Here is a 24,498-nt window from a genome sequence, read left to right as displayed (position 1 = left end):
GGCAAGCCTGGCTCCTACAGCGAACCAGGCGCTGCGGTGTATCTGTTCCACCGCGTTATCGTTCTTCGCCGGCAAGCCTGGCTCCTACGGCGAAGGCCGCGACTCGGTCCATCTACCGAACTTTATCCTCGCGCCCCCGCAAAACCCTGTTCGGCATGGCAATCGCCGCTGCCAGCCCCAACAGCGACACCGCCGCACTGACCATCAACAAATGCCGGAAAGTCAGCAGCAACTCCGCCCGCAAGGCGTTCTGCGCCTCCCCCGGCGTGGCGTTCAAGCCGTCCAACAACACATTGCCCGAACTGCCCTCGGCAACCATCGACGAGCCGGCCAGGTGAGCGAAACTCGAATCCTGCAGCAATGCGAGCAGCAACGCGGACATCAACGCCACGCCCACGGCGCCACCCAAGGAGCGGAACAGGTTGGTGGTGCTGGTGGCCACACCGATATCGCGCTGGTCCACCGAATTTTGGGTCCCCACCAACGAAGTCGGGAACTGCATGCCGGCAGCGATACCGCTGAGTACCATGAACAGGCTGCTCAGGAAAAAGGCCTGGGGCGCACTGAACGCCATGCCAAGGATCGAAACCGGCATGAGCACGGCGCCGGTCAGGATCATCGGTTTGTAACGTCCGGTCACCGAGGTTCGGCGACCGGCGAAATACGCCCCGATCGGCAAGCCTATGGCCAATGGCAGCAGGTGCAGCGCGGCGCTGTCGGCCCCGGCGCCAGTGACGCTCTGGTAGCGCAGCGGCATCAGCACAATCAGCGAGATCGCCTGGAAACTGGTGAAGAAGATCGTGCACCAGCACAGGATTGCAGTGCGGTTGGCGAACAGATGCATCGGCAGCAACGGCTCCCGCGCCCGACGCTCATGCCAGACAAACAACCCCAGGACCACGACCGAGCAGGCGAGCAGGCCCAACACTTCTGCACTGCGCCACGCATGGCCCTGGCCGACCTCGGTGATGCCCAGCAACAATGCGGTCAACCCTATGATCATCAATAACGTGCCGAAATAATCGATGATCGGTTTGCGCTGCGGCACCGGCAGCCCCACCAAAGTGCGATTGGCCACCAGCCACGCGCCCAGGCCCAGCGGCAGATTGATCAGGAACACCCAGCGCCACGACAGATATTCGGTCATGTAGCCACCGAGCACTGGACCGGCGACGCTGGCCACCGCGTACATGCTGCTGAAATAACCCTGATAACGACCGCGTTCCCTGGGCGGCACAATGTCGCCGATGATTGCCTGGCTGACCGAAATCATCCCGCCGGCACCAATGCCCTGAAAAATCCGCGCCAGCACCAGTTGCTCCATGCTCTGGGCCATGCCGCAGAACAACGAAGCCAGCGTGAACAAGCCCATGCCGAACAGCATCAACGGGCGGCGGCCGTACAGATCGCCCAGTTTGCCGTAGATCGGCACTGCAACGGTCATTGCCACCATGTAGCCGGAAATGACCCAGGCCAACAGGCTGACGTCCTTGAATTGCGCGGAGATGGCTGGCATTGAAACGGCGACGATGGTCTGGTCCAGCGCGCCCAGGAAGATCGCCAGCATCAGGGCGGTCAGCACGCTGCGAATGGCCGGTTTGGGCGTCTCAGGCTGGTTGAGATTGGTCACGGATAAACCTGCGGGCAGTGATTGACCCGCCGGAGGCAAGGCGAGCGGGGGATGCTCGCCAGTGTAAGTCGGTAGTAGGCTATTCGATAGCCTCATACGCAAGACCGACGGGATTTTCTGCAAACGGTTTTTCGGTGCTTGCATTTTTCACTTGCGGGTCTGTCGATTGAAGGTGAAAACTGAGCCGAAACCGTACATTCTGCCAATCGGTGCGATTATCGCCCGCTACCCCTGAGGCCTGGATTGAAGTGATGAACAAGCCTGACCTGCCTTCGATTCCAGTGTTCAAGCTCTATGGTGAAAGCCTGGACTGGCCGACTCCGGACTTGCTGCACTGTGAAACCATTTCCAACCGCAGCCGCGAACACCAATGGGAAATCAAACCCCACCGTCACGCCGATTTATGCCAGTTGCTCTTCGTATTCAAAGGTCAGGCGGAACTTGAAATCGAAGGCAAACGTACGCAACTGACTGAACCGGCGATCCAGATCCTGCCACCGCTGGCGGTGCACGGCTTTCGCTTTTCCGAGGACGTCGAAGGGTTTGTCGTGACCCTCGCCGCGCCGCTGGTCGCCCATCTGCAGGCGCAACTGGGCCACTCGGTGAGTGCCCTGGCCCAGGCTGAAAGTTATCCGGCGGGCAAGGACGGCGAGTACCTCAACAGCCTGTTTTGCGCACTGCAAAACGAGTACACCGGCCATCAACCGGCGCGGGAAATGCTCATGCATTCGCTGGTCAGCGTGATCATGGTATGGGTCAGCCGTCAGGTGCTTGAGCGTCGCTCCGCCAGCCAGCGTCCGCAGCGAGCCCGGGAATACCTCAACGGTTTTATTCAGCTGGTGGAAGAAACCTACCGCCAGCATGTCAAGGTCGAGGACCTGGCGCATCGGTTGGGAATCTCCGTGTCCCACCTCAATGGCACATGCCGTGAGCTGGCGGGGCAACCGGCGTTGCAGATCATGCATGAACGTCAGTTGCTGGAGGCCAAGCGCTTGCTGACCTACACCAGCATGACCATTTATGAAATGTCCGAGGTGTTGGGGTTTTCCGATCCGACCAACTTCACGCGCCTGTTCCGACGCCGGGTAGGGATCTCGCCCAAGGCTTTTCGCGACCGCTTGAAGGCCGATCAGGGCAACGAGACCTGATCCCCTTCGTCAACGGAGGGCGTTGAAGGTCGTGTTGTGGGGCATGCAGCGCTCGAAGTTGCAGCTCGCGGCTTCACGGGGCAGTTGCCGCAACTGCTCGACGCGCCAGGCCGCCGTGCCATACAGCGCAAGCGTGGCTGCGCAGGTGATGAAAATCGCGAGGTACCTTCTTGTTTTGATGTTCATGGCGCTGACCTCTGAACGAATACCCTCGGGTATTACATTGAGCATAGGTCAGTGCCGATCAGATGCCAATGATGCGGTCTGCCCATGAAACCCGATACTCAGCGCGACTGAGCCTGCTCCACCAACCACCCCATCAATTCGCGCAATTTCGGCGAAGGCCCGGGTTTATCGGGGAAAACCAGGTAATACGCCAACCCGGTCTTTACCTTCAATTCAAACGGCATGACCAGCCTTCCGGCACTCAGGTCATCGCCAATCAACGACCAATCCCCAATCGCCACCCCCGTCCCCTGGGACGCCATCGACATCGCCAGGTCCAGTGTTTCGAAATGCTGGCCCTTGCCGACATTGCTCAACTGAATATCCGCCGCTTTCAACCAGGCGCTCCAGTCTCGCTCATCTCGCGTCGGGTGCAGCAGCAGGTGTTGTTGCAGATCTGCAGGTGATTGCAAGGCCATCGGCCCTTCCAGCATTGGCCGGGAACAGACCGGTGTCAGTTGCTCATCGAACAGGTGATAAGAGGCCAGTGCGCTGTCGGGCGGTGCACCGTACATCACCGCCGCATCGAACTGCTCGCGATGAAAATCCACCCCATGCTTGACCGTGGTGGTCAGTTCTACCGGCACATCCGGACGTTCCCGTTGCCACTGCAACAGCCGCGGCAACAACCAGCGCATGACACAGGTTGGGGCCTTGAGTTGCAGGGTTTCGCGCTTCTCGCCGATCTGCTCCACCGCCTCGTCGATCAAGCCGAAAATCTGCTGGACCCGTGGCAGCCACTCCCGTCCTTCGGCGGTCAGGTCCAGGCCCCGGGCCTGGCGAATGAACAGTTCATAACCCAGATGATCTTCCAGCCCGGCGATCTGCCGACTGACCGCGCCCTGGGTGATGTACAGCTGCTCGGCGGCCCTGGTGAAGTTGCAGCACTGCGCGGTGATCAGAAAAGTGTGCAGCGCCGGCAGGGGAGGCAATCGTTTCATTGGGATCCAAGGTATGACGTGAGGTCATGGCTAGTATGACTTTTTATCCATTGTTGCGGCTACGTGTCGCCCGTTCCAATGAGGCCATCCCTGGTCCTGCCGACTCATCATAAACACTGCGCAGGCCCGGCGTCTCAAACGAACAAGAAGGGCAATGACATGGCGACGTGCGGCGAAGTATTGGTCAAGTTACTCGAAGATTACGGTGTGGAGCAGGTGTTCGGCATTCCCGGGGTCCACACCGTGGAGCTGTACCGCGGGCTGGCCCGTTCGAGCATCAACCACGTCACTCCGCGTCACGAACAGGGCGCCGGCTTCATGGCCGACGGCTATGCGCGCACCAGCGGCAAACCGGGCGTGTGCTTTATCATCACCGGCCCTGGCATGACCAACATCACCACCGCCATGGGCCAGGCCTACGCCGATTCGATCCCGATGCTGGTGATCTCCAGCGTACAGACCCGCAATCAGTTGGGCGGCGGTCGCGGCAAGCTGCATGAGCTGCCGAACCAGAGCGCATTGGTCGGCGGAGTGGCGGCGTTTTCCCACACTCTGATGTCGGCGTCCGAGTTGCCGGGTGTGCTGGCCCGTGCCTTTGCTCTGTTCCAGGCCGGTCGTCCGCGTCCGGTGCACATCGAAATCCCCTTGGACGTGCTGGTCGAAGAGGCCGATGACCTGCTCGCCAGCGTGCCAGTGAACATCGACCGCGCCGGAGCCTCGCCAACCGCCATTTCCCGCATGACCGAGTTGCTGGCCGGTGCCAAGCGTCCGCTGATTCTGGCCGGTGGCGGCGCCATCGATGCCGCCGCCGAGTTGACTGAACTGGCCGAACTGCTGGACGCGCCGGTGGCCCTGACCATCAATGCCAAAGGCCTGCTCGAATCCAATCATCCGCTGCTGATCGGTTCGACCCAAAGCCTGGTCGCGACCCGTGCGCTGGTGGCCGAGGCCGATGTCGTGCTGGCGATCGGCACCGAACTGGCCGAGACCGACTACGACGTGACCTTCGCCGGTGGTTTCGAGATTCCTGGCAAATTGCTGCGGGTGGACATCGACCCGGACCAGACCGTGCGCAACTATCCGCCGCACGTGGCGCTGGTGTCCGACTCGCGCAATGCGGCCCAAGCCTTGCTGAGCGCGCTGTCCCACAAGTCGCTGGCCGAACGCCGCAACGATTGGGGCCAGGTGCGTGCTGCACGCTTGCGCGAAGAACTCGCCGCCACCTGGGACGCGCCGACCCTGGCGCAGACGCGCTTCCTGGAAACCGTCCTGCATGAACTGCCGGACGCCGTGTTCGTCGGCGATTCGACCCAGCCGGTGTACACCGGCAACCTGACGTTCAACCCGGAACGCCCGCGTCGCTGGTTCAACTCGTCCACCGGCTACGGCACCCTCGGCTATGCGTTGCCGGCAGCGATTGGCGCCTGGCTCGGCGGCAGTGTTGAAAAGGGTGCTCGGCCCCCGGTGGTGTGCCTGATCGGCGATGGCGGCCTGCAGTTCACCCTGCCGGAACTGGCCAGCGCCGTTGAAGCGCGCACCCCGGTGATCGTCCTGCTGTGGAATAACCAGGGCTACGAAGAGATCAAGAAATACATGGTCAACCGCGCCATCGAGCCGGTCGGCGTGGATATCTATACCCCGGACTTCATCGGCGTGGCCAAGGCGCTGGGTTGTGCCGCCGAAGCCGTCAGCGGTGTCGAGCACCTGCGTAGCGCACTGCGCGCCGCCACCGATCGCCAAGGCCCGACCCTGATCGAAATCGACCAGACCCAGTGGATGAAGGCGGTGTCGAAATGAGTTTTCCTACGACGCTCGATGGCGTGTACATCAATGGCCAATGGTCTGCCGGCAGCGAACATCTGCGGGTGATCAACCCCGCGACGGAAGCCCTGTTGACCACCGTCAACGGCGGTGATGAACGCGCTGTCGATCAAGCCGTCAGCGCTGCGACCGAAGCCTTCAAGGGCTGGTCGACCACTACCGGCGCCGAGCGTGGCGCCATCCTGCGCAACATCGCCGCGGGCGTGCAGGCCGGTCGCGAGCAGTTGATGCACTTGCAGTCGAGCAACAACGGCAAACCGCTGTTCGAAGCGGCCATCGACGTCGATGACGTGATCGCCACGTTCGAGTATTACGCCGGTCTGGCCGAAGGACTCGACGCCAGGCAAGACAGTGCTGTGGAGCTACCCACCGACGACTTCAGCGCCCGCCTGCGCCGTGACCCTTGCGGTGTGGTCGGCCTGATCGTGCCGTGGAATTTCCCGATGGTCACCACAGCGTGGAAACTCGCCCCGGCTTTGGCCGCCGGTTGCTGCGTGGTGCTCAAACCCTCGGAAGTCACCCCGCTGCCGGAGCTGGAACTGGCGGCGATCATCGCCGGGGCGGGCCTGCCTAAGGGCGTGTTCAACCTGGTCTGCGGCACGGGCCTGGCGGTCGGTGCGCCGCTGTCGGCTGATCCGCGAATCGCCAAGATCTCCTTCACCGGCAGTAATGCGGTCGGCGTGCAAGTGATGCAACGGGCAGCGGAAACGGTGAAGGGCGTAAGCCTGGAACTGGGCGGTAAATCCTCGCTGCTGGTGCTCGCCGATGCCGATCTCGAATTGGCCGTTGAAGTGGCCTGTGGCGGCGGTTTCTTCAACGCCGGGCAGATGTGTTCGGCCACCAGCCGCGTGCTGGTCGCCGATGAGTTGGCCGATGAGTTTCTATCGAAACTGAAAACCCGCGCCAAAGCGATTCGCGTCGCCGATCCGTTCGACCCGAACGTGGAAATGGGCGCCCTGGTCAATCAGGCGCAATACCAGCGCGTACTCGGTCACATCGATCGCGGTCTGAGTGCCGGGGCCAGGCTGGTTTGCGGCGGCAATCGCCCGGCAGACCTGCAACGCGGCTATTTTTTGCAGCCGACCATTTTCACTGACGTGCCCCTGGACAGTGCGTTGTGGTGTGAGGAGATTTTCGGCCCGGTGATCTGCGTGCGCAGTTTTGCCAGCGAAGCCGAGGCGATTGCCCTGGCCAACGACAGCCAGTTTGGTCTGGTGGCCAGCGTCGTTACGCGCGACGCCGAAGCAGCCGATCGGGTCGCCAACGCCTTGCAGGCAGGGCTTGTATGGATCAACGCGCCGCAAGTGATCTTCCCGCAGACCGCCTGGGGTGGTTACAAGCAGAGCAGCATCGGTCGCGAATTGGGGCCGTGGGGCTTGCAGGCCTTTCAGGAAATCAAACACGTGATTCGGGCGCTCTGACGGCTCGAAAACGGTCAGGGCATGCCTCTTGATGAGGCATGCGCTGGCGTCATGGCTTCAATGATTTTTTATCGATAGTCAGGTGTTCTGCACGACCTCAGGATGAAGCTGTCGGCGCCGCTCTTGCCCTTTGAAACCGGGGCTTCAAGCAGATCCGACCGCGCGGATGCAAGGGTTGCGACCCACCTCATACTTACAAAAACAAAGGGAGTCCTTCATGGGCGAGCATGATCTGAACAGACGTCAATTCATCAAAACCGTGGGTGTGGCGTCCGTAGCCGCAGCGGCCATGAGCCTGCCCTTCGTCCGGGCCAATGCCAGCGACACACGCTTCCAGGGCAAGACCCTGCGCCTGCTGACCTGGTCCGATGACACGGGTCTGGCCGCTCTGCGCAACATCGCGGCAACCTTCGAAGACAAGTACGGCTGTAAGGTCATCGCCGACCGCACCGGCAGCACCTCGGAAATGGTCGCCAAACTCAAGGCCGGCGGTGATCGTCCGCAGTACGACGTCATCACCCTGGCCGGCGTCGGTGCCGAGGGTCTGGCCGCTGCCGGGCTGCTGGAAAAACCCGATCTCAACCGCATTCCCAATCTGGTCGACGTGCCGGAGAAATACCGCACCGGCGCCAGCGGCCACGGCATTGGTTACCTGCTGTGGTGCAACAGTCTGGTCTACAGCACCCGCACCGTGAAAGAAGCGCCGGACAGCTACGCCGCGATGTGGGACGCCGACCTGGCACCGAACATCTTCCTGCCGCCGCCGAACTGGACCGAGGCCATGGACCTGATCATCATCGCCGCCAAACTGGCCGGTGGTGACGAACACAACATCGAGCCGGGCTTCAAGAAACTCGCCGAACTCAAGGATCGCGTGGTCACCCTGGGTGAAAACCCGAACCAGATCGCCGAACTGTTCCGCACCGGTTCCCTGGACATGGGCGGCCTGTACGCGCCGGCGTTTTTCCCGAAACAGATCCGCGATCCGGCCTACGGTCTGGGCGCCACCTTCGGCATGAAGGAAGGCTTCTATACCGACCTGATGCTGTCGGTGATGCCGAAGAATCGTCCGGGCGATACCGACCTGGTCTACGCCTTCATCAACCACTCCCTGGACCCGCTGGTGCAGGGCAAGATGGCCGAGGACATCTACAACGGTCCGGTCAACGCCAAGGCGATCATCTCCGCCGAAGCGCGCAAGAGCCCCTACATCCTCACGCCGGAGCAGATTGCCGAGAAGGCGATCATGCACGACAACGCCTTCCTGGCCTCCGTGCATGACCAATGGATTCGTCGTTATACGGAAATCTTTTCTTCCTGATCATTTGGTGATCACAAGTCTCTAGAACACTGCAAAACCCTGTGGGAGCGGGCTTGCCCGCGATGACGGTCTTCCTGTCGACATTGATGTGACTGACAGATTGCTTTCGCGGGCAAGCCCGCTCCCACAGGGTTCACGGTGGTTTTGAGGGCTGTATTTGCCAGCTGCTTTCCATTGACGAGACCACTGCCATGGAACACCAACCTCTGACTCACCCGGTAAGCGCGGCGCCAGTGCGCCCACGCCTCGGCGTTTCGCCAACGACCCGCGCCTGGTTCTTCCTCTCGCCATCGATGCTGTTTCTGGGCGTGCTGATTGCCGCCAGCCTCCTGGTCCTGCGCATGAGCGTAGGCACCAAGGGCGCGGAATGGACCGGGTTCAGCCTGGCCAGTTACGCCCAACTGCTGGAACCCTACTACCTCAAGTCCTTGCTGCTGACCCTGCGCCTGGCCCTGATCAGCGCAGTGATCGCCGTCGTACTGGCGATCCCGGTGGCCTACACCATGTCGCGGCTGACCTCGCCCTTTGTGCGACGGATCTTCCTCGCAGCGGTGCTGTTGCCGTTGCTGGTCAACCTGCTGCTGCAAAGCTACGGCTGGCTGGTGATCCTGGGACCTGGCGGCATGCTCAATCAGGCGTTGATGGGCCTGGGCCTGATCAAGCGGCCGATCATGCTGCTCTACAACCAGAACGGCGTACTGATGGGCCTGGTGCAAACCGCCTTCCCGTTGGCCGTGTTGCCGATTGCCAGCGCCATGCGCGGCGTCGCCCGTACTTATGAAGAAGCCGCGGCCACCTTGGGCGCCAGTCGCTTGCAGGTGTTCCGCCAGGTGGTGCTGCCGATGAGCATGCCGGGGATCATTACCGGCGCGACGTTGGTGTTCGCCTACAACGCCAGCAGTTTCGTGGTGCCTTTGCTGCTCGGTGGCCGTCGCGTACCGATGCTGGCGGTAATGGTCCATGACCAGATCGCCCCGTTGATGAACTGGCCCGCCGCATCCGCTGCCGGTGTGGTGCTGATTGTCACCACGCTCGCGATCATGACCTTGTCCGAATTCATCACCGGCCGTCGTCGGCGCATGCTGGAGGCTTCCCAATGAGCACCCTGATCAAGAAACGTTATGGGCTGCTGCCCGGCGAGACCGGCAAGTTTGCCGGGATCCTGTCGGGCTTCATCCTGCTGCTGGCGGTGTTGCCGATCCTGACCATGATCGTGATGTCGTTCAGCGGTGCGTCGAACCTCGACTTCCCGCCCAGCAGCTACAGCCTGCAATGGTACAAGGCCGCCTGGCACACCTTTGTCTCGCCGGATTCCAGCGATGTGCTGAGCCTGGGCAAGGCCATGACCACCAGCCTGATGGTCGCGTGCCTGACCATGGTCTTCGCCACCATTGTCGCGGTGCCCGCCGCCTATGCCTTGACCCGTTGCGAGTTCCGCGGCAAGGCCGTGGCGCTGCAGCTGATGTCGTTGCCCTTGGTATTCCCGATGGTGGTGTTGGGGCTGGCGTTGCTGCTGGTGTTCGACAGCCTGCCGTTCCAGATGACGACTTCGCGTCTGGTGATTGCCCACGTGATTCTGGCGCTGCCGTTCGTGGTGAAGAACTGCACCGCCGCGATGTTATCCATCGGCAGCGAAGTGGAAGAGGCCGCGCAAATGCTCGGCGCCTCACCGCTGCGGGCGATTGTCGATGTGGTGGTGCCGTTGATGAAGTCGGGGATCCTGGCGGGGATGCTGCTGGCGTTCATCGTCTCGTTCAACGAATTCACCGTGACCTATTTCCTCTACACCATCGATGTCATGACCGTGCCGATCTGGATGTACAGCCGCACCGTGTCTTCGCTCGACCCTACCGTGTTCTCGTTTGCCGTGCTGATTGTGCTGATCGACTTCGTCCTGATCTGGGCGTTGGAGAAGCTGGTCGGTGAAGGTGGCGTTTCGTTCTGATTCTTGAGGTGCAACATGACTGGTCTGATTCTGGAAAACGTCGAGAAACATTATGGCTCGGCCTGCGCGGTAAAGGATGTAAACCTGCATTTGCCCGAGGGCAAACTGGTGTGTTTCCTCGGCCCGTCCGGCTGCGGCAAAACCACCTTGCTGCGCATGATCGCCGGGCTTGAAACCCTGAGCGGCGGCGAGATTCGCCTGGACGGTGAGGACATTGGCCACACGCCGGCGCACCAGCGCAATTTCGGCATGGTGTTTCAATCCCTGGCGCTGTTTCCGCACATGACCGTGGGGGAGAACATCGCCTATCCGCTGAAACTGCGCGGGGTCGGCAAGGCTGAACAGCAGGCGCGGGTGGTGGAGCTGCTGCAACTGATTCAACTGCAGAAAATGATCGACCGTCCGGTGTCGAAACTCTCCGGTGGTCAACGCCAGCGCGTGGCGATTGCCCGGGCGATTGCCAACCATCCGAAAATCCTGTTGCTGGATGAACCGCTGTCGGCGCTGGACGCCAAGCTGCGCGAATCCATGCAGGTGGAAATCCGTCAACTGCAGCAGCGCTTGAACATCACCACCATCATGGTGACCCACGATCAGCGTGAAGCCATGACCATGGCCGATATCGTCGTGGTGCTGGGCGAACATCGCGTGCAGCAAGTGGGGACGCCGATCGAAATCTACCGCCACCCGGCCAACGAATTCGTCGCGGACTTCATCGGCTCGGGCAACATCTTCCCGGCCACCGCGCTGGGCAACGGCAAGGTGGGCTTGCCGGGTGGCGATGCGCTGGAAGTACCTATCTGCAGCAGTATCGTGGTCGGGGAGAAGATCAAGATGCTGATTCGCCCGGAAGACCTGCAACTGTCGCAGCCGCAGGCTACAGCGGGTAATCGCTTGCTGGGCAAGGTGACGTTCGTGCGCGATATCGGCGCGACGATTGAAACCACCGTGGAGTGTTCCGGGGTGTCGTTTACCGCGTTGAGCACGCCGTGTCAGGGGTTTGGGTTGAGCATTGGCAATCCGGTGTCGGTGACGTTGCCGGCTGAGGCGTGCAGGGTGCTCGGCGCCTGACTCTGGAGGTGGGTTGACTGTAAGGGCCCCTTCGCGAGCAAGCCCGCTCCCACTTTTGACCGAGTTCCTTCATGAGAATACGGTCGAATGTGGGAGCGGGCTTGCTCGCGAAGGCGTCATCCGCAACACCACAACTGCCGGATCAAACCGTCAACCGCAACCGCGCCAAATCCCTTAACGGTGGCGCCCCGAACAACCGGCTGTACTCCCGGCTGAATTGCGACGGGCTTTCATACCCCACCCGATACCCCGCCGCCGACGCTTCCAGCCCTTCGGCCAGCATCAACCGCCGCGCCTCTTGCAAGCGCAACTGCTTCTGATACTGCAACGGACTCATCGCCGTCATTGCCTTGAACCGATGATGCAACGTCGACACGCTCAGGTTCACTTCCTTGGCCAGATCATCGATGCGCAACGGTTGCTCATAATTGCCGTTGAGCCATTTGATCGCCTGGCTGATGCGGTGGCTCTGGCTGTTGGCGATGGCAATTTCATACAGCCGATGGCCCTGCTGGCTGCGCAACAATCGATAGAGAATCTCCCGCCGAATCAACGGCGCGAGCATGGCGATGTCTTTCGGGGTGTCCAGCAGGCGCGCCAGGCGCAGCACGGCGTCGAGCATCGCGCTGTCGAGGCGTTCGACATACAGGCCGCGGCCGGTGGGCCGTGCGGGTACCCCGATCGGGCCGGCGTCGGCAATCAGTGCGGTGATTTCGGCCGGGTCGATGTCCAGCCGCACGGCGAGGATGGGGGCTTGGGGGGAAACATTCACGACCCGTCCGCTCAAGGGCATCGACACCGACACCACCAGGTAATTCAGCGGGTCGTAGTTGAAGAACTCATCGGCCAGCCGCACCTCCTTGCGCCCCTGGGCCATGATGCACAGCGCCGGTTGCGCCAGCACCGGGGCAAATTCATGGGATTGGCTGTGGCGCGACATGAACAGCGAGCCGACGGCCGTGGCATAAGTGCCATCGTCTTGCGTGTTGCGGCGGATGATGGCGGCCAGTTCCGTGCGCTGCTTCTCCATGTCGGCGTCCAGCGGAGCCTGAAAATGATCGAGTGACGACATGCAGGCATCCTCTTCGGGTATGTAGTAGCTGGCTTGTCGGATCGCCGCACCGCAGCGAAGGCGGTGGATCAGCAGACATTATTGTCGAAAGTGATGGCCCCTTCGCTGCGGCGCGGCGATCCGACAAGCCAGCTTCTACAGGGGGCGGTAATGAGCAGAGCTTAAGTTTGTGCAAGGCAAAGCGGTAGACACATCCTGCGAAAAGCTTGCCTGATTCTGCACGGGCTGCAGAGGTCGCGCTGCCATGGCCGTTCAGTGCCCGGAAAACTTGCTTGAAAGTCGTATGACAGCCCTGTTGCAGTTTTTACACGTTGTTACAGGTGCAGGATGCAGGCTCGCAGGATTGTGCAACAAGGCGGCAGGAATCGACTAACGGGGACGCGCCCGGGCGCTTAACCTTGGATCCTGTCGCAGCCCGTCCCACGGCTGCGGTCGACTACCTGGGAGGGTTGAACATGTCTACGCAGATCCCCGTCAGTCATATGGCCTTTGTCCGTGCCCGCGCCGGGCGTTCGGCAGAACTCGGTGCGCGCCTGAGTGCCTTGATCGAGCCGTCGCGCAATGCACCGGGTTGCTTGAGCTTTGCCTTGCAACATTCGCAGTGCGATGCCCAATTGTGGCTGGTGTCCGGTTTCTGGATCAACCAACCGGCCATGACCGCCTATTTCAACAGCCCGGCCATGGAGATCTTTACCGAGCTGGTGCAGGAACTGGTGGTCAACAGTCTGGATTTCCATACCTTCAGGGACGTATCGGTGGGCCAGGCCCTCGGCCAGCCACAGGCACCGGTACACAAATTGGCCGGTTGAGGGTTTAATGGCGCCATTCTCCATTAGCCAGGATCCGCGACATGGCACGCAAAGCCTTTGAAACCTTCGAAGCCGTATCGGCCGTAGTGCCCCGTGAGGGCGGTTACTACGCGGCGATTGCCACCAAGCAAATCGGTGGCTCCGGTGCACCACGCTTCAATAAACTGCTGGAAGAGCAGACGTTCAAGACCGCCAGAGAGGCGGATGAAGCGGCCGCCCTGGAACTGACCCGCCTTAAGGGCGTCGGCGGCGACGGCGAACTGATCTGGTAATTTTCAAGACCGCCAAAGAAGCGAACGAGGCTGCCGCACTGGAACTGACCCGCCTCAAGCGCGTCAGCGAAGACGGCGAGCTGATCTGGTAATCATTTGACCGCCCCCGGGCGGAACATCTTGAACAGTGCCTCAGGCCCCAGCTGGAAATAATCCGCTGGCCCGCCCCCGCGCAGAATCGGTTCTGCCGCGGCGGTGTCGTACACCCCGTCCTTGAGCAACCATTTGGCGATGTGTACGGCAACCACTTCGCCGAGGATCAACCAGCTGGGCACCACGTTGCCGTCGGCTCGCTGCAACTGAATGATCTGGGTGACCTTGCACTCGAACGACACCGGACTTTGCGCCACCCGTGGCACCTGAATGATTTTCGAGGCGGCTGGCGTCAGTCCGGAAAGCTCGAATTCATTGACCTCAGGCGCGACCATGGCGCTGCTCTGGTTCATTCGCTCGGCCAGTGGCCGGGTCGCCAGGTTCCAGGCGAATTCGCCGGTCTGTTCGATGTTGTTCAGGCTGTCTTTGCGCCCGACGCTGGAAAAACCAATGATCGGCGGAATGTAGTTGAAGGCATTGAAGAAGCTGTAGGGCGCCAGGTTCAAGCGGCCGTTGGCATCCTGCGAGGAAATCCAGCCGATGGGGCGCGGGCCGACGATCGCATTGAACGGGTCGTGGCGCAGGCCGTGGCCGTTGGCGGGTTCGTAGAAGTGGATGTCGTCGGGCATGGAGAGGTTTCCTGGGGCTAATTCGCGGATCGGGCCATAGTGCAAGGACGAGCGCGTTATTTCCAGTCGACGTGCCCCTGTAGGAGCGAGGCTTGCCCGCGAAGAGGCCATTTCATCCAACTATTTATTGCCAGACATACCGCCTTCGCGGGCAAGCCTCGCTCCTACGAGGATGCGCTGATCCTGAAGTTTTGTGTTCCTCCAGACATGACAAAGCCCGGCCGAAGCCGGGCTGTGAACCTTCCATCCATTATCCGTCGCTGGCTTCTGCTTTGCCCGTTTTAGCGGAATCATCAGCAGCATAAGTGCCCGACTGGGCGCGTTCCGCAGGGGTGTGGGCCTGGGCGGTGAAGGCGGCCGAGCCGGTTTTGTCGTAGCCGTCGGCGGCGTAGGTGTTGGCTGCCAGAACGGCAAGGATCAGGGTGAGGAACAGCTTGGTTTTCATGGGGCACTCCAGGTGCTTGTAAATCAGACACCTGGAGGGTCCATGGAGGGCATTAACCGGTGATTAATCCGGCTTCAGGCTTGTGTGACAGTTTGTTTATACAAGGATCAGTCCGTCTCGATCCGTGAATGCTTGCGGGTATCCTTCATGGTCACGTAGACCAGCAACGACACGGCAATGCATGCAGTGACATACCAGTAGTAGCCGGTTTCCATGCCGATGTTCTTGAACCACAGCGCGATGTATTCCGCGGTACCACCGAAGATCGACACGGTCAGTGCATAGGGCAAGCCTACGCCCAGCGCGCGGATTTCGGTCGGGAACAGTTCGGCTTTGACCACCGCGTTGATCGAGGTATAGCCGCTGACGATGATCAGCGCCGCCATGATCAGGAAGAACGCGCCCCACCAGGTGGTGATGGTGTGAAGGGTGGTGAGGATCGGCACGGTGAACAGCGTCCCCAAGATGCCGAAGGCAATCAGGATTGGCCGACGACCGATTTTATCCGACAGCCCGCCAACGAGCGGTTGCAGGCACATGAACAGGAACAGGGTGGCGGCGGAAATGGTGGTGGAGTCGGAGATGCTCATGCCGACGGTGTTCACCAGGTATTTCTGCATGTAGGTGGTGTAGGTGTAGAACGCCAGGGTGCCGCCCATGGTCAGGCCGACCACGGTCATCAGTTCCTTCGGATGGCGCATCAAGGTGCGCATGGCGCTTTCCTTGGCCTTCTCTTTCTTGGTGAACGACTCGGTTTCTTCCATACCGCGACGCAGGTAGAGCGCGACCACGGCACACAGCGCGCCGATGGCGAACGGGATGCGCCAGCCCCAGGCGTACAGCTCTTCGGTGGTCAGGGTATTTTGCAGCACGATCAGCACGCCCAGCGCTATGAGCTGGCCAGAGATCAGGGTCACGTACTGGAAACTGGAGAAGAAGCCGCGACGTTCCTTGGTGGCCATTTCGCTGAGGTAAGTTGCCGAGGTGCCGTACTCGCCACCGACCGACAGGCCCTGCAGCAAGCGGGCAAACACCAGCAGGATCGGCGCGCCGATGCCGATGGTCTCATAGCCGGGACTCAGGGCGATCAGCAGCGAGCCGAAGCACATCAGGTACACCGAGGCCATCAATGCCGCTTTGCGCCCGACTTTGTCGGCGTACAGGCCCATCAGCCAGCCGCCGATCGGGCGCATCAGGAAGCCCACGGCGAAGATTGCTGCAGTGTTCATCAGTTGCGCGGTAGAGGAGCCGGCGGGGAAAAAAGACTTGGCGAAGTACAGGGAGAAGGCGGCGTAGACGTACCAGTCGTACCACTCGACCATGTTGCCGACAGAGCCGCTGAAGATCGACTTGATTCGGCTGGCGGTGGTTCTTGCCTTGGCCGGTGCGGCAGCCGAGCCAAGGGGCAGGGTAGTGGAGTTATCCATTGAAGGATCCTCATTTAATTGTTGTGGTGGAGCGCGGTTAAACGCAGCCTGCAGGGGCTATAGCAGGAGCTGTGCCAATCGGGGAGAGGGCCGGTTTAGAGGGGGGGTTGGAGCATGGGTGAGCGGAAATCCGCTTGGTTTAAGGTTGCCGTGAGCGGAAAATTGCTTATCGGGGGAGTGGCGTTGTGTTGTCAGTGCTGGCCTCTTCGCGGGCAAGCCCGCTCCCTCAGGATTTGTGGCAATCACATAATGTGTGGACACCCTTGAGCACTGTGGGGGGCGGGCTTGCCCGCGAAGAGGCCAGTCCAGACACTCCAGATTCAGCTGCCTTGCACAAACATCTCCCGGGTCAGCCCATGCCGTTGCATCTTTTCATTAAAGGTGCGGCGCGGCAGTTGCAGTTCTTCGAGCACCGCTTTCACATCACCTTTATGCCGGGTCAATGCCGCGCGCAGGCAATGCGCTTCAAACGCTTCCTGCTGCGCCGCCAGCGACTGCCCGGGATCGATGCCCGGCGGTTCCGGCTCGTCCAGTCCCAGCACCTGACGCTCGGCGACGTTCGCCAGTTCACGCACGTTGCCTGGCCAGTCGTGGTTCAGCAGATGGCTCAACTGCGGCCCGCTCAAGGGTGGGAAAGTTCGCCCCAGACGCTCGGCGGCATTCTGCGCAAACGACTCGAACAACAGCGGGATGTCTTCGCGACGATCGCGCAACGGTGGCAAGCGCAACTCGGCCACATTCAAGCGGTAGGCCAGATCCTCGCGAAAGCGTCCGGCCCGAGCTTCGTCCAGCAAGTCGGGTTTGGTCGCGGCGATGATCCGCAAATCCACGCGGATGCTCTGATTGGAGCCCAGTCGCTCCAGCTTCTGCTCCTGCAATACGCGCAGCAATTTCACCTGCTGGGCCAGGGGCATGCTTTCGATTTCATCCAGAAACAGCGTGCCGCCATCGGCGTATTCGAGCTTGCCGATGCGCTTGCCCTGAGCGCCGGTGAACGCACCGCTCTCATGACCGAACAGCTCGGCCTCGAACAACTGCTCGGGGATCGCTGCGCAGTTCAAGGCCACGAACGGCTTGGCTGCTCGTGGCCCGAAGTCATGCAGGCAACGGGCAACCAGCTCCTTGCCGCTGCCGGTTTCACCGCGGATCAGCACGTTGACCGGCAGCGCCGCCAGGTCCAGCACTTGCCGGCGCAAGGTCTGCAAGCCCCGGGATACGCCCAGCAGCGTGGCATCGAGTTTGGCGCGATTGTCCGCCTGCTCGTGCAGGGCACGGTTTTCCAGGACCAGCCGGCGCTTGTCCAGCGCGCGACGCAGGCTGCCAAGCAGGGTTTCGGGGCTGAAGGGCTTTTCGAGGAAGTCGTAGGCGCCATCGCGCATCGCCTCGACCGCCATCGGCACATCGCCGTGGCCGGTCAGGAGGATCACCGGCAGATCGGCATCGCGTCGCTGCACTTCGGCCAGCAGTTCCAGGCCGGTCATGCCAGGCATGCGCACGTCGCTGAGGATCACCCCGGGGAAATGTTTCGGCAACTGCGCCAGGCATTCATCGGCACGGCTGAACAGCTGCACCTCGAAACCCGACAGGCTCAGCCATTGTTGTACGGCGTCGCGGATGCTGCTTTCATCGTCGACCACTATCACTGAGTTCAGCATGCGCCATTGGCCTCTGGATCGATCGGCAAGGTGAGGGTGAACACCGCGCCGTTGTCGTGATTAGCGGCACTCAGGCGTCCGCCCGATTCGTGCACGATGGCGAAGGATACCGCCAGGCCGATGCCCAGGCCATCGCCCACCGGTTTGGTGGTGAAGAACGGATCGAACACCTTCGCCAGGTTTTCCTCGGCGATGCCGCTGCCGTTGTCGATCACGCTCAGGCGCCATAGTTGTTCGTCAGCTTCGAGGCGGATTTCCAGGCGCTTGCAGGGTTTGTCCCGCATCGCATCGAGGGCGTTGCGCAGCAGATTGATCAGCACCTGTTCCAGGCGAATCGCATCGCCGCGCACCCAGGCCGGACGGGTCAGATGCAACACCGTGCTCACCTGTTCATCGCGCAGGCGGGTGTCGAGCAGCTGCAGCGATTGGTCCACCACCGCCGCCAGGTCCAGGCGTTCGCGCAAGCCGCTGGGGCTTTTGCGGGCGAAGGTTTTCAAATGACCGGTGAGGGCGGCCATGCGCGTCAGCATGTCATCCACCGGCTTGAGCGCCTTGTAGGCCTCATCGACTCGACCGTGATCGAGCAGGAGCCTCAGGGTAGCAAGCTGCATGCGCTGGGCGGTCAGCGGCTGGTTGATTTCATGAGCCAGCGCGGCAGACATCTGGCCGAGGGCGGCGAGTTTGGCCGATTGCACCAGACCGTCCTGAGCCGTGCGCAGGTCGCGAGTACGCTCTTGTACAAGCTGTTCGAGCTCTTCGCGACTGCGCTGGCGCATTTTCGCCAGACGCCAGCGCTGGTTGAGGAACAGCAGCAGGAATACCAGCGCCAGCCACAACCCGGCAGCGGCCAGCGCCGCATTGCGCACATCTTCAAAGGCCACTTGCGGGCGGCGCAGCAGGTGCAGCGTCCAGCCTTCGGCGGCCAGCGGCAGGGATTCCCACAGGTAATCGGCCTTGCCGTCAGGGCCATCGACCCGTGTCAGATCACTGTCGTCGTCGAAGCGGTGCAGGGATTGATAGTCCAGCAGCGTCAGCGGCTGTTTGTCGTATTGGCGGGTGGCTTTGAGCTCGGCATGATCGCTGTCGTTCAGCGGTTGCAACAGGCGATAGCGCCAGCCCGGTTGGTTGGCGATGAAAATGATTCCGCGTGCGTCACTGACCAGCAGCGTGTCGCTGCCCTGGCGCCATTCGCGCTCCAGTTGCGGAAACTCGAGCTTCACCACCATCGCGCCGAGAAACCGGCCATCGTCATCGGTGACCGCACTGGACAGGAAGTAACCGGGAATCCCGCTGGTCACCCCCACCGCATAAAAGCGCCCGGTGCCCTGGGTGCGGGTCTGGCTGAAATAGGGGCGAAAACTGTAGTTATGGCCGACGTAACTGCTGGGCAAACGCCAATTGCTGGCCGCGATGGCAAGGCCGGTGTGATCGAGCAGTTCCAGGGTCGAGGATTCGGCTGCACCGTTGATTTTTTCCAGTTTGCGGTTCAGCGCGTCCTGGTGCTCAGGGCTCAGCGGGCCCTTGAGTGCCGAACGCAGTTCCGGGTCCAGGGCGAGCACGGCGGGCAGGGCGCGGTAGCGTTCGATCAGGGTGTGCAGCGATGTGGCGTAGAGACCCAATTGCTGATTGGCGCGGGCAGCGTCCTCCACCAGGGCCTGGCGTTCGGCGTGACGGATGGCCAGGGTGGCTGCGAGGGCTGCGCCGGCAACGATAACAAAGGTATAGAGCGTCAGGCGCAGGGGGCGGGGTGTTGGGAGCATGGGCGGTAGTCAGGCCAATCGAAGGAGGCGCAAGATAGCATGTGAGCTATCTTGCGCCAGTGGCCTCCCTGGCTCGATCTGTGTTCAATGGAGGGTCCAGCCATTGCGCTTTTTCGCAGGCGGTGGCGGGTCGAACAAGTCGTTTTCATCGAACGCGATGGTGTACCAGCAGCGATAGCGCATCTCCCGGCGCAATGGCAGGAGCTCCGAATCGGGCCCTTGCGCCATTTTTTTCGCCAGTACGGTGTGGGTCGGGCGGCCGGCGGCGTCGTAGAACTGTTGATCGTGATAGGCGAACGCGCGTAGCGACTCGTCCTTGATGCGTTGGAACTTATCGGCGAAGTAAGGCCGGTAGATCCGTACTTTTTCGCCCTTGTTGTTGTATTCGACCGGTTCGCTGACGCGCCAGCGGCGCACGGCTTCGGCTTCTTCGGGCGTGTTGTCCTCCTTGAGTTTCAAGGTGCCGTCGTCCGCCACCACCCAGGCCTTGCCGGGTTCGACTTCCTGCTTGGTCTGCAACACCCGGCCGAAGCCATCCTGATGGATGATCGCGATGCGGATCTGCAGCTCCGGATCGCCCGGATAGCGGTCCGCCTGCAAGGTCGCGACGTGGACCGGTTCCCGGTGGGCGTCGTCGACATATTGCTGCAGAAGCTTTTCGTTTTCGCTGGGGTTTTCGAGCCCCGACAGATGCTGACGGGCGCGGTCGCAGAGGTGCCGACTGGGCAGGACAAAGCCTTCTGCGCGTGCCCACTCCAGCCAATCGTCGCTCGGCGACTCGCTCGCCGGTATCTGCCCCATCCAACTGAACGCATCACTGAACATGGCCATGGCGTAATTACCGATGGCTGTTTTGGGCGTGTCGATGGCAGTGGCCGGGCTGCGGTCGTCGGGTCTCACATAGTCGGTGAGCGGATCGAAGCCGACCTCCACACCCAGCTCGGTGCCATAAAAACTGGTGACCAGCACTTCGCCGAAGGCGTTGTAGCGCGCTTCCTGAATATTGCGATTAGGATCTTCGATGGCCGCGGGCAGGAACGTGCAGTAATCGGTGTTCAGGGTTTGGGTGATGCAACCGTCTGGCAGTTCGATGGCAGTGTGCAGGCACCAGTAGGGGTCGTAGGTGACTTTGGTGATGCCGTGGCTCTGCGTCTGCTGGAACTGTTTGATGTTGTAGAAGCCCTCCGCGCCATGGTAGCTGGGGAAACCACGATGCACGGACCACAGGTAGTGCTTCGCGTCGGTCGGGTCGGCAGGTTCAGCGGGTTCGACCTCGGGCAAAAACCACGGCATGATGTGGTACCCCACCTCAGGTGATTCAAGCTTTTCCTTGAGGTTGAAAGGCATGTCGCCATTGTCATCCTTGAGCTTGTCGTAAGCACTCAAGGCCTTGGCATCCAGTTCGGCGATTTCCACGTAGCCCGGCAGCGCATGGACCGTCGCCTTGCTCTTTTCCATCGTCAGGCCGGTGGCTGGATCGATATAGAACTGCATGGACATTCCGGCGAGCACTGATAGTTTTGCCCATTCACCATCGTCCTCGCTCCACTCGACGAAGTTATCATGGTGGATGTCTTCGATGGTCAGCTGCGCCTTGTCCAATACCAGCGCATTGCTGCGTTCCCGGTAGGGCAGTCCCAGTCGGAAGGGCGTCAGGGGTTCCCAGTCGTCACGATTGAGGTGAATGTATTCGGCTTTGGATTCAGTCATATACCAGCACTGTTGCGCATCGTCGTGGGCGTCCTTCCACCAGCGGTTATCGTATTCGTCTTCAAAGGGCGGGGCAGCGTCGGTTTTGCGCCGGGCGTAGTAGACAACGCAGGCGTGGAGCAGGTTGCCATACTCGTCCCATCTCAGATTGAGCGAATGTTCGCACCGTGGGTCATCGGGCATTTCAGGTTCGTACTGATAGCTGATCGATTCCAGTGCCATGGGTTGCAGTACCGCATAAGGGTAGTGCTCGCTTTTCGCGCGCAGTATGCGTACCTGAAAGCGATGCTCTGCCACCGCATAGGGCACCTCTGGCGTGTCGGCAGCAAACACTTCAGTGCGCAGTGTCGAGCCGCTAAGGGCGCGGGCGATCTCCCGGGCGGTTGGCTCGTCCGGTGGTTCGACGGGCTCTGCTGCCCGGTCTCGCAGGTGGAAACGTTCCAACCGGGTGGTTTCCAACGGCTTGGCTTGTGAGTCCCCGGCGTAGTAGCCGACCCTGGTCTGATCAATGAATTGCCCTGTATGAAACCAGGTCTTGCTCAGGATTGGCGCCGTGAACCCCACGCTCGCGCGTTCCGCCTCGCTGGCCTCGGTGTCGGTTTGCAGCAACAGGCCAAAGCCGCGGAACTCGCGTTCAAAAGGATCGTAATAACCCTGACGGTAGCTCATCACTTGGGTCAGCCGGTTACCGGTGATTTCGTCGACCTGGGTTTGACGTTTGACCAGATGCATCGCGAACGGCACGCCGGATTCGACGACCTGATCTTGGTCGATCTGGTGGTACTCGTATTCCTCATCGAGGAATTCCTGCGCCGAACTGCGGTAGTCGATGAAGCTCAGGGCGCCCATGTTGTTGTTGCTGCGATTCACCAGGTAGGGCTTGGCGTGGACGAAGTCATAGCGCCAGTGCCGCGGGGACATGTGCGGTACGGTCAGGACAAGGCTGGTGCAGCCCAGTCCCAGCAAGTCAGCCGTGGTGACCTGGCACAAGCGGTCGTAACGCACGCCATCCGGCCAGGGCAGGTCGATGGAGTCGCTGGCGAAGCCCTTGCCGCAATGGTTCATGAATACGCGCAGGCGGTCGGATTCCAGGTAGATCAGGTCAGCTGCGCCTGAGCCGTCGAGATCCGCCAGCAACACCTGCGACGCGTTGAAATGCTCGTAGGGGATGTTGGGCGCAGTGAGTTCGATCCGTTGTCCAAAGCGACCGTGGCCCAGGTTCGGCCAGCACTCCAGGCTGTTGTGGCGAATACGGAACAGGTGCTGTTTACCACTGCCCAACACGTCGCTGAAGCCCACCACTTCCGTTTGCGAACTGCTCGGCAATGGCAGGGCGTCATCGTCGTGCTCAACATCACGACCTGCACTGAAACCTTTGTCATCACCCAGGTTGGTGTATAGACGCACGCTGTTGCCGCCGATCAGGGCCACATGGGTCCGACCGTCGCCCACCAGATCGGCCATTTGCGCCTGGGGATGGAAGTATTCCAACGGGAAGGCTTTGTAGGTGACGAACGTCGACCACTGACGGTCGGGGTGCATCGTGAAAAAACCACTCATGGTCGGGGCGTGCAGCCCCCATTCCAGCTTGCCGTCACCGTTCAGGTCGCTGAGGGTCTGGCGCATGGTTTTGCTGCTGTCGGCCAGCGCAATGTTCGGCAGTTCTTGCAGATCGCCATAGCGCACGTCATCGCCGCCGCTGTCGGCGCGCAACGGTTCGCGGTAGTACCATCCCTTGTCATAGCGGCATAAGATGCCCGGCATACCTTTGCCGTACAAGTCCACCAACTGGTAGCGCTGGCCGTCGTTGAGCCCCGGCATCTCAGGAAAGGTTTTCCAGCCGGGCTGTTTTCCGTCGAGCTCAAAAGGCGCGTAGCTGAACTCCATGGGTGGCCGGCTTTCCACTTTTCCCTGGCCGTCAAAAGCCTGAAGGTGGGCGGCGGTCAAATGGTGGTAGTCCAGATCCCCCTTGTGGTGCTCCAGCAACAGGCGCTGAACCAGGATCGGCGAGTCACCCAGCTCGGCGGTGAAATGGTGAAACATCAACACTTGACGGCACAGGCGTCGAGTGCCCAATTCAAAACCGTAGTCGTGATTCCAGAAGGGGTCGCTGCGTTCGAGCCAATCGCCGAACGGGTCGCCGTCCTGTAGGTAGGGCGGGCCATAGGCCGGTGTTGTCGTAAGATCGTGACTGCGTTCGCCATAGTCGAACAGCAGATGAAAGTGGAAATGCACATCCTCCCAACCGGCTTTCAAGGAGTACAGCGTCGGTTCCGGTACTGCATTGCCATAAAGCACCCGGTGCAGATATCGCTGGGCGCGGTAATCGCGAAACTGCGGTGCGCTGGGCGCTTCCGTTTCCGCCTTGTACTCATAGACGATGTGCTCACCGCGAGTGGTGACGGTCTCGTCCAGCAGCCACACTCCCACTCGTTCGGGTTCCTGAGGTTTACCGTCATCCCGGGGTTCGGCCCGGCGCGACGCCAACGTCTTGCCATACATATGAATGCTGCCGTCGGCGCTATGAATCAGCCAGAAGCCTGCCGCGTCGTTGTCAGTGAGCCACCTCTCGATTTTGGCGAAACCGCCCTCGATCCGGGGTTGGTATCGGACTCTTCGATAGGTCGTCGCGCCAATGGTATGGGGTGTTTCGACGAGCTCGCCGCTGGCATCGAGCTCCGGCATCCAGGTTTCACCGTCGGGGCCTACGATCAGATCCTTGCGTTGGTCATAAAGTGGAACACCCTTGCTCGTGCGCACCGTAATGGCGTTGACGGTCAAATGCCATCCGATACCAAACTGACTGTTGCCTACATGGCTGCCGTAACCGAGCGAAAGGGCGGGCGCCAGGCCACGGTTGGGTGCGTTGGAAACAGGCAGTGGCAATTCCAGAGAAGCTGAACCGGTGGTGCCCACTGCTCCCCAGCCGCCAAAACTGGCAATGGCCCCGCCTATTTTGGGTTGGGCGGGGGCTGAAATATTGATGGAGCCTTTTTGTTCTTCCGTGGCCATTTCTATTTCCACTTGAAAGGAAAGCAACGAGTGCGTTCAACTTATCAGGGGATGCAAGGCTTGTGACCTGTCACAACTGACAGGTCACCGC

19 protein-coding genes are annotated in these 24,498 nt (G+C 61.0%); 9 read left to right on the top strand and 10 right to left on the bottom strand.

Features of this window, described 5'->3' with window-relative positions; genetic code table 11:
- Positions 1 to 112: 112 nt before the first annotated feature.
- The gene (locus tag F8N80_RS17875) at positions 113 to 1,630 is read right to left on the bottom strand and encodes an MDR family MFS transporter (RefSeq protein WP_150748408.1); all 1,518 of its coding nucleotides are present in this window, start codon (positions 1,628 to 1,630) and stop codon (positions 113 to 115) included.
- Positions 1,631 to 1,881: 251 nt separating this feature from the next.
- On the opposite strand from F8N80_RS17875, the gene F8N80_RS17870 reads away from it, so the two are divergent.
- Positions 1,882 to 2,778 (top strand): helix-turn-helix domain-containing protein, encoded by an 897-nt coding sequence (locus F8N80_RS17870; protein ID WP_150748407.1) that lies wholly within the window; start codon positions 1,882 to 1,884, stop codon positions 2,776 to 2,778.
- 9 nt (positions 2,779 to 2,787) lie between these two features.
- Here the strand turns inward: F8N80_RS17870 and F8N80_RS31220 are convergent, their stop codons facing one another.
- Positions 2,788 to 2,964 carry a hypothetical protein gene (locus F8N80_RS31220; protein ID WP_191632941.1) on the bottom strand — a complete coding sequence of 59 codons (177 nt, stop codon included), beginning with the start codon at positions 2,962 to 2,964 and terminating at the stop codon, positions 2,788 to 2,790.
- A 98-nt stretch (positions 2,965 to 3,062) separates the two neighbouring features.
- The gene (locus F8N80_RS17865) at positions 3,063 to 3,944 is read right to left on the bottom strand and encodes a LysR substrate-binding domain-containing protein (protein ID WP_150784356.1); all 882 of its coding nucleotides are present in this window, start codon (positions 3,942 to 3,944) and stop codon (positions 3,063 to 3,065) included.
- A 159-nt stretch (positions 3,945 to 4,103) separates the two neighbouring features.
- Here F8N80_RS17865 and F8N80_RS17860 point away from each other — a divergent pair, with 159 nt between their 5' ends.
- The 6 genes from F8N80_RS17860 to F8N80_RS17835 all read left to right on the top strand — a co-directional run bounded on the left by F8N80_RS17860 (position 4,104) and on the right by F8N80_RS17835 (position 11,523).
- A complete protein-coding gene (locus F8N80_RS17860) occupies positions 4,104 to 5,741 on the top strand; it encodes a 5-guanidino-2-oxopentanoate decarboxylase (protein ID WP_150784355.1) in 1,638 nt (545 codons plus the stop codon).
- Complete coding sequence (locus F8N80_RS17855; protein WP_150784354.1) at positions 5,738 to 7,186, top strand: aldehyde dehydrogenase family protein; 1,449 nt, start codon at positions 5,738 to 5,740, stop codon at positions 7,184 to 7,186. Before F8N80_RS17860 ends, F8N80_RS17855 begins: the two co-directional genes overlap by 4 nt.
- Before the next feature lie 217 nt (positions 7,187 to 7,403).
- Positions 7,404 to 8,507, top strand: coding sequence for an ABC transporter substrate-binding protein (locus F8N80_RS17850; protein WP_150748403.1), 1,104 nt, complete (start codon positions 7,404 to 7,406; stop codon positions 8,505 to 8,507).
- Positions 8,508 to 8,698: 191 nt separating this feature from the next.
- A complete protein-coding gene (locus F8N80_RS17845) occupies positions 8,699 to 9,607 on the top strand; it encodes an ABC transporter permease (protein ID WP_150748402.1) in 909 nt (302 codons plus the stop codon).
- Positions 9,604 to 10,452, top strand: coding sequence for an ABC transporter permease (locus tag F8N80_RS17840; protein WP_150748401.1), 849 nt, complete (start codon positions 9,604 to 9,606; stop codon positions 10,450 to 10,452). Before F8N80_RS17845 ends, F8N80_RS17840 begins: the two co-directional genes overlap by 4 nt.
- A 15-nt stretch (positions 10,453 to 10,467) precedes the next feature.
- The gene (locus F8N80_RS17835) at positions 10,468 to 11,523 is read left to right on the top strand and encodes an ABC transporter ATP-binding protein (protein ID WP_150748400.1); all 1,056 of its coding nucleotides are present in this window, start codon (positions 10,468 to 10,470) and stop codon (positions 11,521 to 11,523) included.
- 142 nt (positions 11,524 to 11,665) lie between these two features.
- Here F8N80_RS17835 and F8N80_RS17830 read toward each other — a convergent pair whose 3' ends face one another.
- Positions 11,666 to 12,595: an AraC family transcriptional regulator gene (locus tag F8N80_RS17830; RefSeq protein WP_150784353.1), complete on the bottom strand. Its 930-nt coding sequence runs from the start codon at positions 12,593 to 12,595 to the stop codon at positions 11,666 to 11,668.
- Positions 12,596 to 13,050: 455 nt separating this feature from the next.
- Here F8N80_RS17830 and F8N80_RS17825 point away from each other — a divergent pair, with 455 nt between their 5' ends.
- Positions 13,051 to 13,404 carry an antibiotic biosynthesis monooxygenase family protein gene (locus tag F8N80_RS17825; protein WP_150748398.1) on the top strand — a complete coding sequence of 118 codons (354 nt, stop codon included), beginning with the start codon at positions 13,051 to 13,053 and terminating at the stop codon, positions 13,402 to 13,404.
- Between the two features lie 41 nt (positions 13,405 to 13,445).
- Complete coding sequence (locus F8N80_RS17820; RefSeq protein WP_150784352.1) at positions 13,446 to 13,676, top strand: hypothetical protein; 231 nt, start codon at positions 13,446 to 13,448, stop codon at positions 13,674 to 13,676.
- A 92-nt stretch (positions 13,677 to 13,768) separates the two neighbouring features.
- Here the strand turns inward: F8N80_RS17820 and F8N80_RS17815 are convergent, their stop codons facing one another.
- The 6 genes from F8N80_RS17815 to F8N80_RS17790 form a co-directional block, all read right to left on the bottom strand.
- A complete protein-coding gene (locus F8N80_RS17815; protein WP_150748396.1) occupies positions 13,769 to 14,398 on the bottom strand; it encodes a flavin reductase family protein in 630 nt (209 codons plus the stop codon).
- 250 nt (positions 14,399 to 14,648) lie between these two features.
- Positions 14,649 to 14,843: a hypothetical protein gene (locus F8N80_RS17810; RefSeq protein ID WP_150748395.1), complete on the bottom strand. Its 195-nt coding sequence runs from the start codon at positions 14,841 to 14,843 to the stop codon at positions 14,649 to 14,651.
- Between the two features lie 107 nt (positions 14,844 to 14,950).
- Entirely contained in the window at positions 14,951 to 16,270 is a 1,320-nt protein-coding gene (locus tag F8N80_RS17805) for an MFS transporter (RefSeq protein ID WP_150784351.1), read from the bottom strand.
- A 320-nt stretch (positions 16,271 to 16,590) separates the two neighbouring features.
- The gene (locus F8N80_RS17800) at positions 16,591 to 17,925 is read right to left on the bottom strand and encodes a sigma-54-dependent transcriptional regulator (protein ID WP_150748393.1); all 1,335 of its coding nucleotides are present in this window, start codon (positions 17,923 to 17,925) and stop codon (positions 16,591 to 16,593) included.
- On the bottom strand, positions 17,919 to 19,685 hold the full coding sequence (locus tag F8N80_RS17795) for an ATP-binding protein (protein WP_150784350.1): 1,767 nt from the start codon (positions 19,683 to 19,685) through the stop codon (positions 17,919 to 17,921). Before F8N80_RS17795 ends, F8N80_RS17800 begins: the two co-directional genes overlap by 7 nt.
- Positions 19,686 to 19,769: 84 nt before the next feature.
- Positions 19,770 to 24,407: a SpvB/TcaC N-terminal domain-containing protein gene (locus F8N80_RS17790; RefSeq protein ID WP_150784349.1), complete on the bottom strand. Its 4,638-nt coding sequence runs from the start codon at positions 24,405 to 24,407 to the stop codon at positions 19,770 to 19,772.
- Between the last annotated feature and the right edge of the window lie 91 nt (positions 24,408 to 24,498).

It is taken from the genome of Pseudomonas fluorescens (assembly GCF_902497995.1).
Taxonomy (GTDB): domain Bacteria; phylum Pseudomonadota; class Gammaproteobacteria; order Pseudomonadales; family Pseudomonadaceae; genus Aquipseudomonas; species Aquipseudomonas fluorescens_BK.
This window is presented reverse-complemented; position numbering and strand designations above follow the sequence as displayed.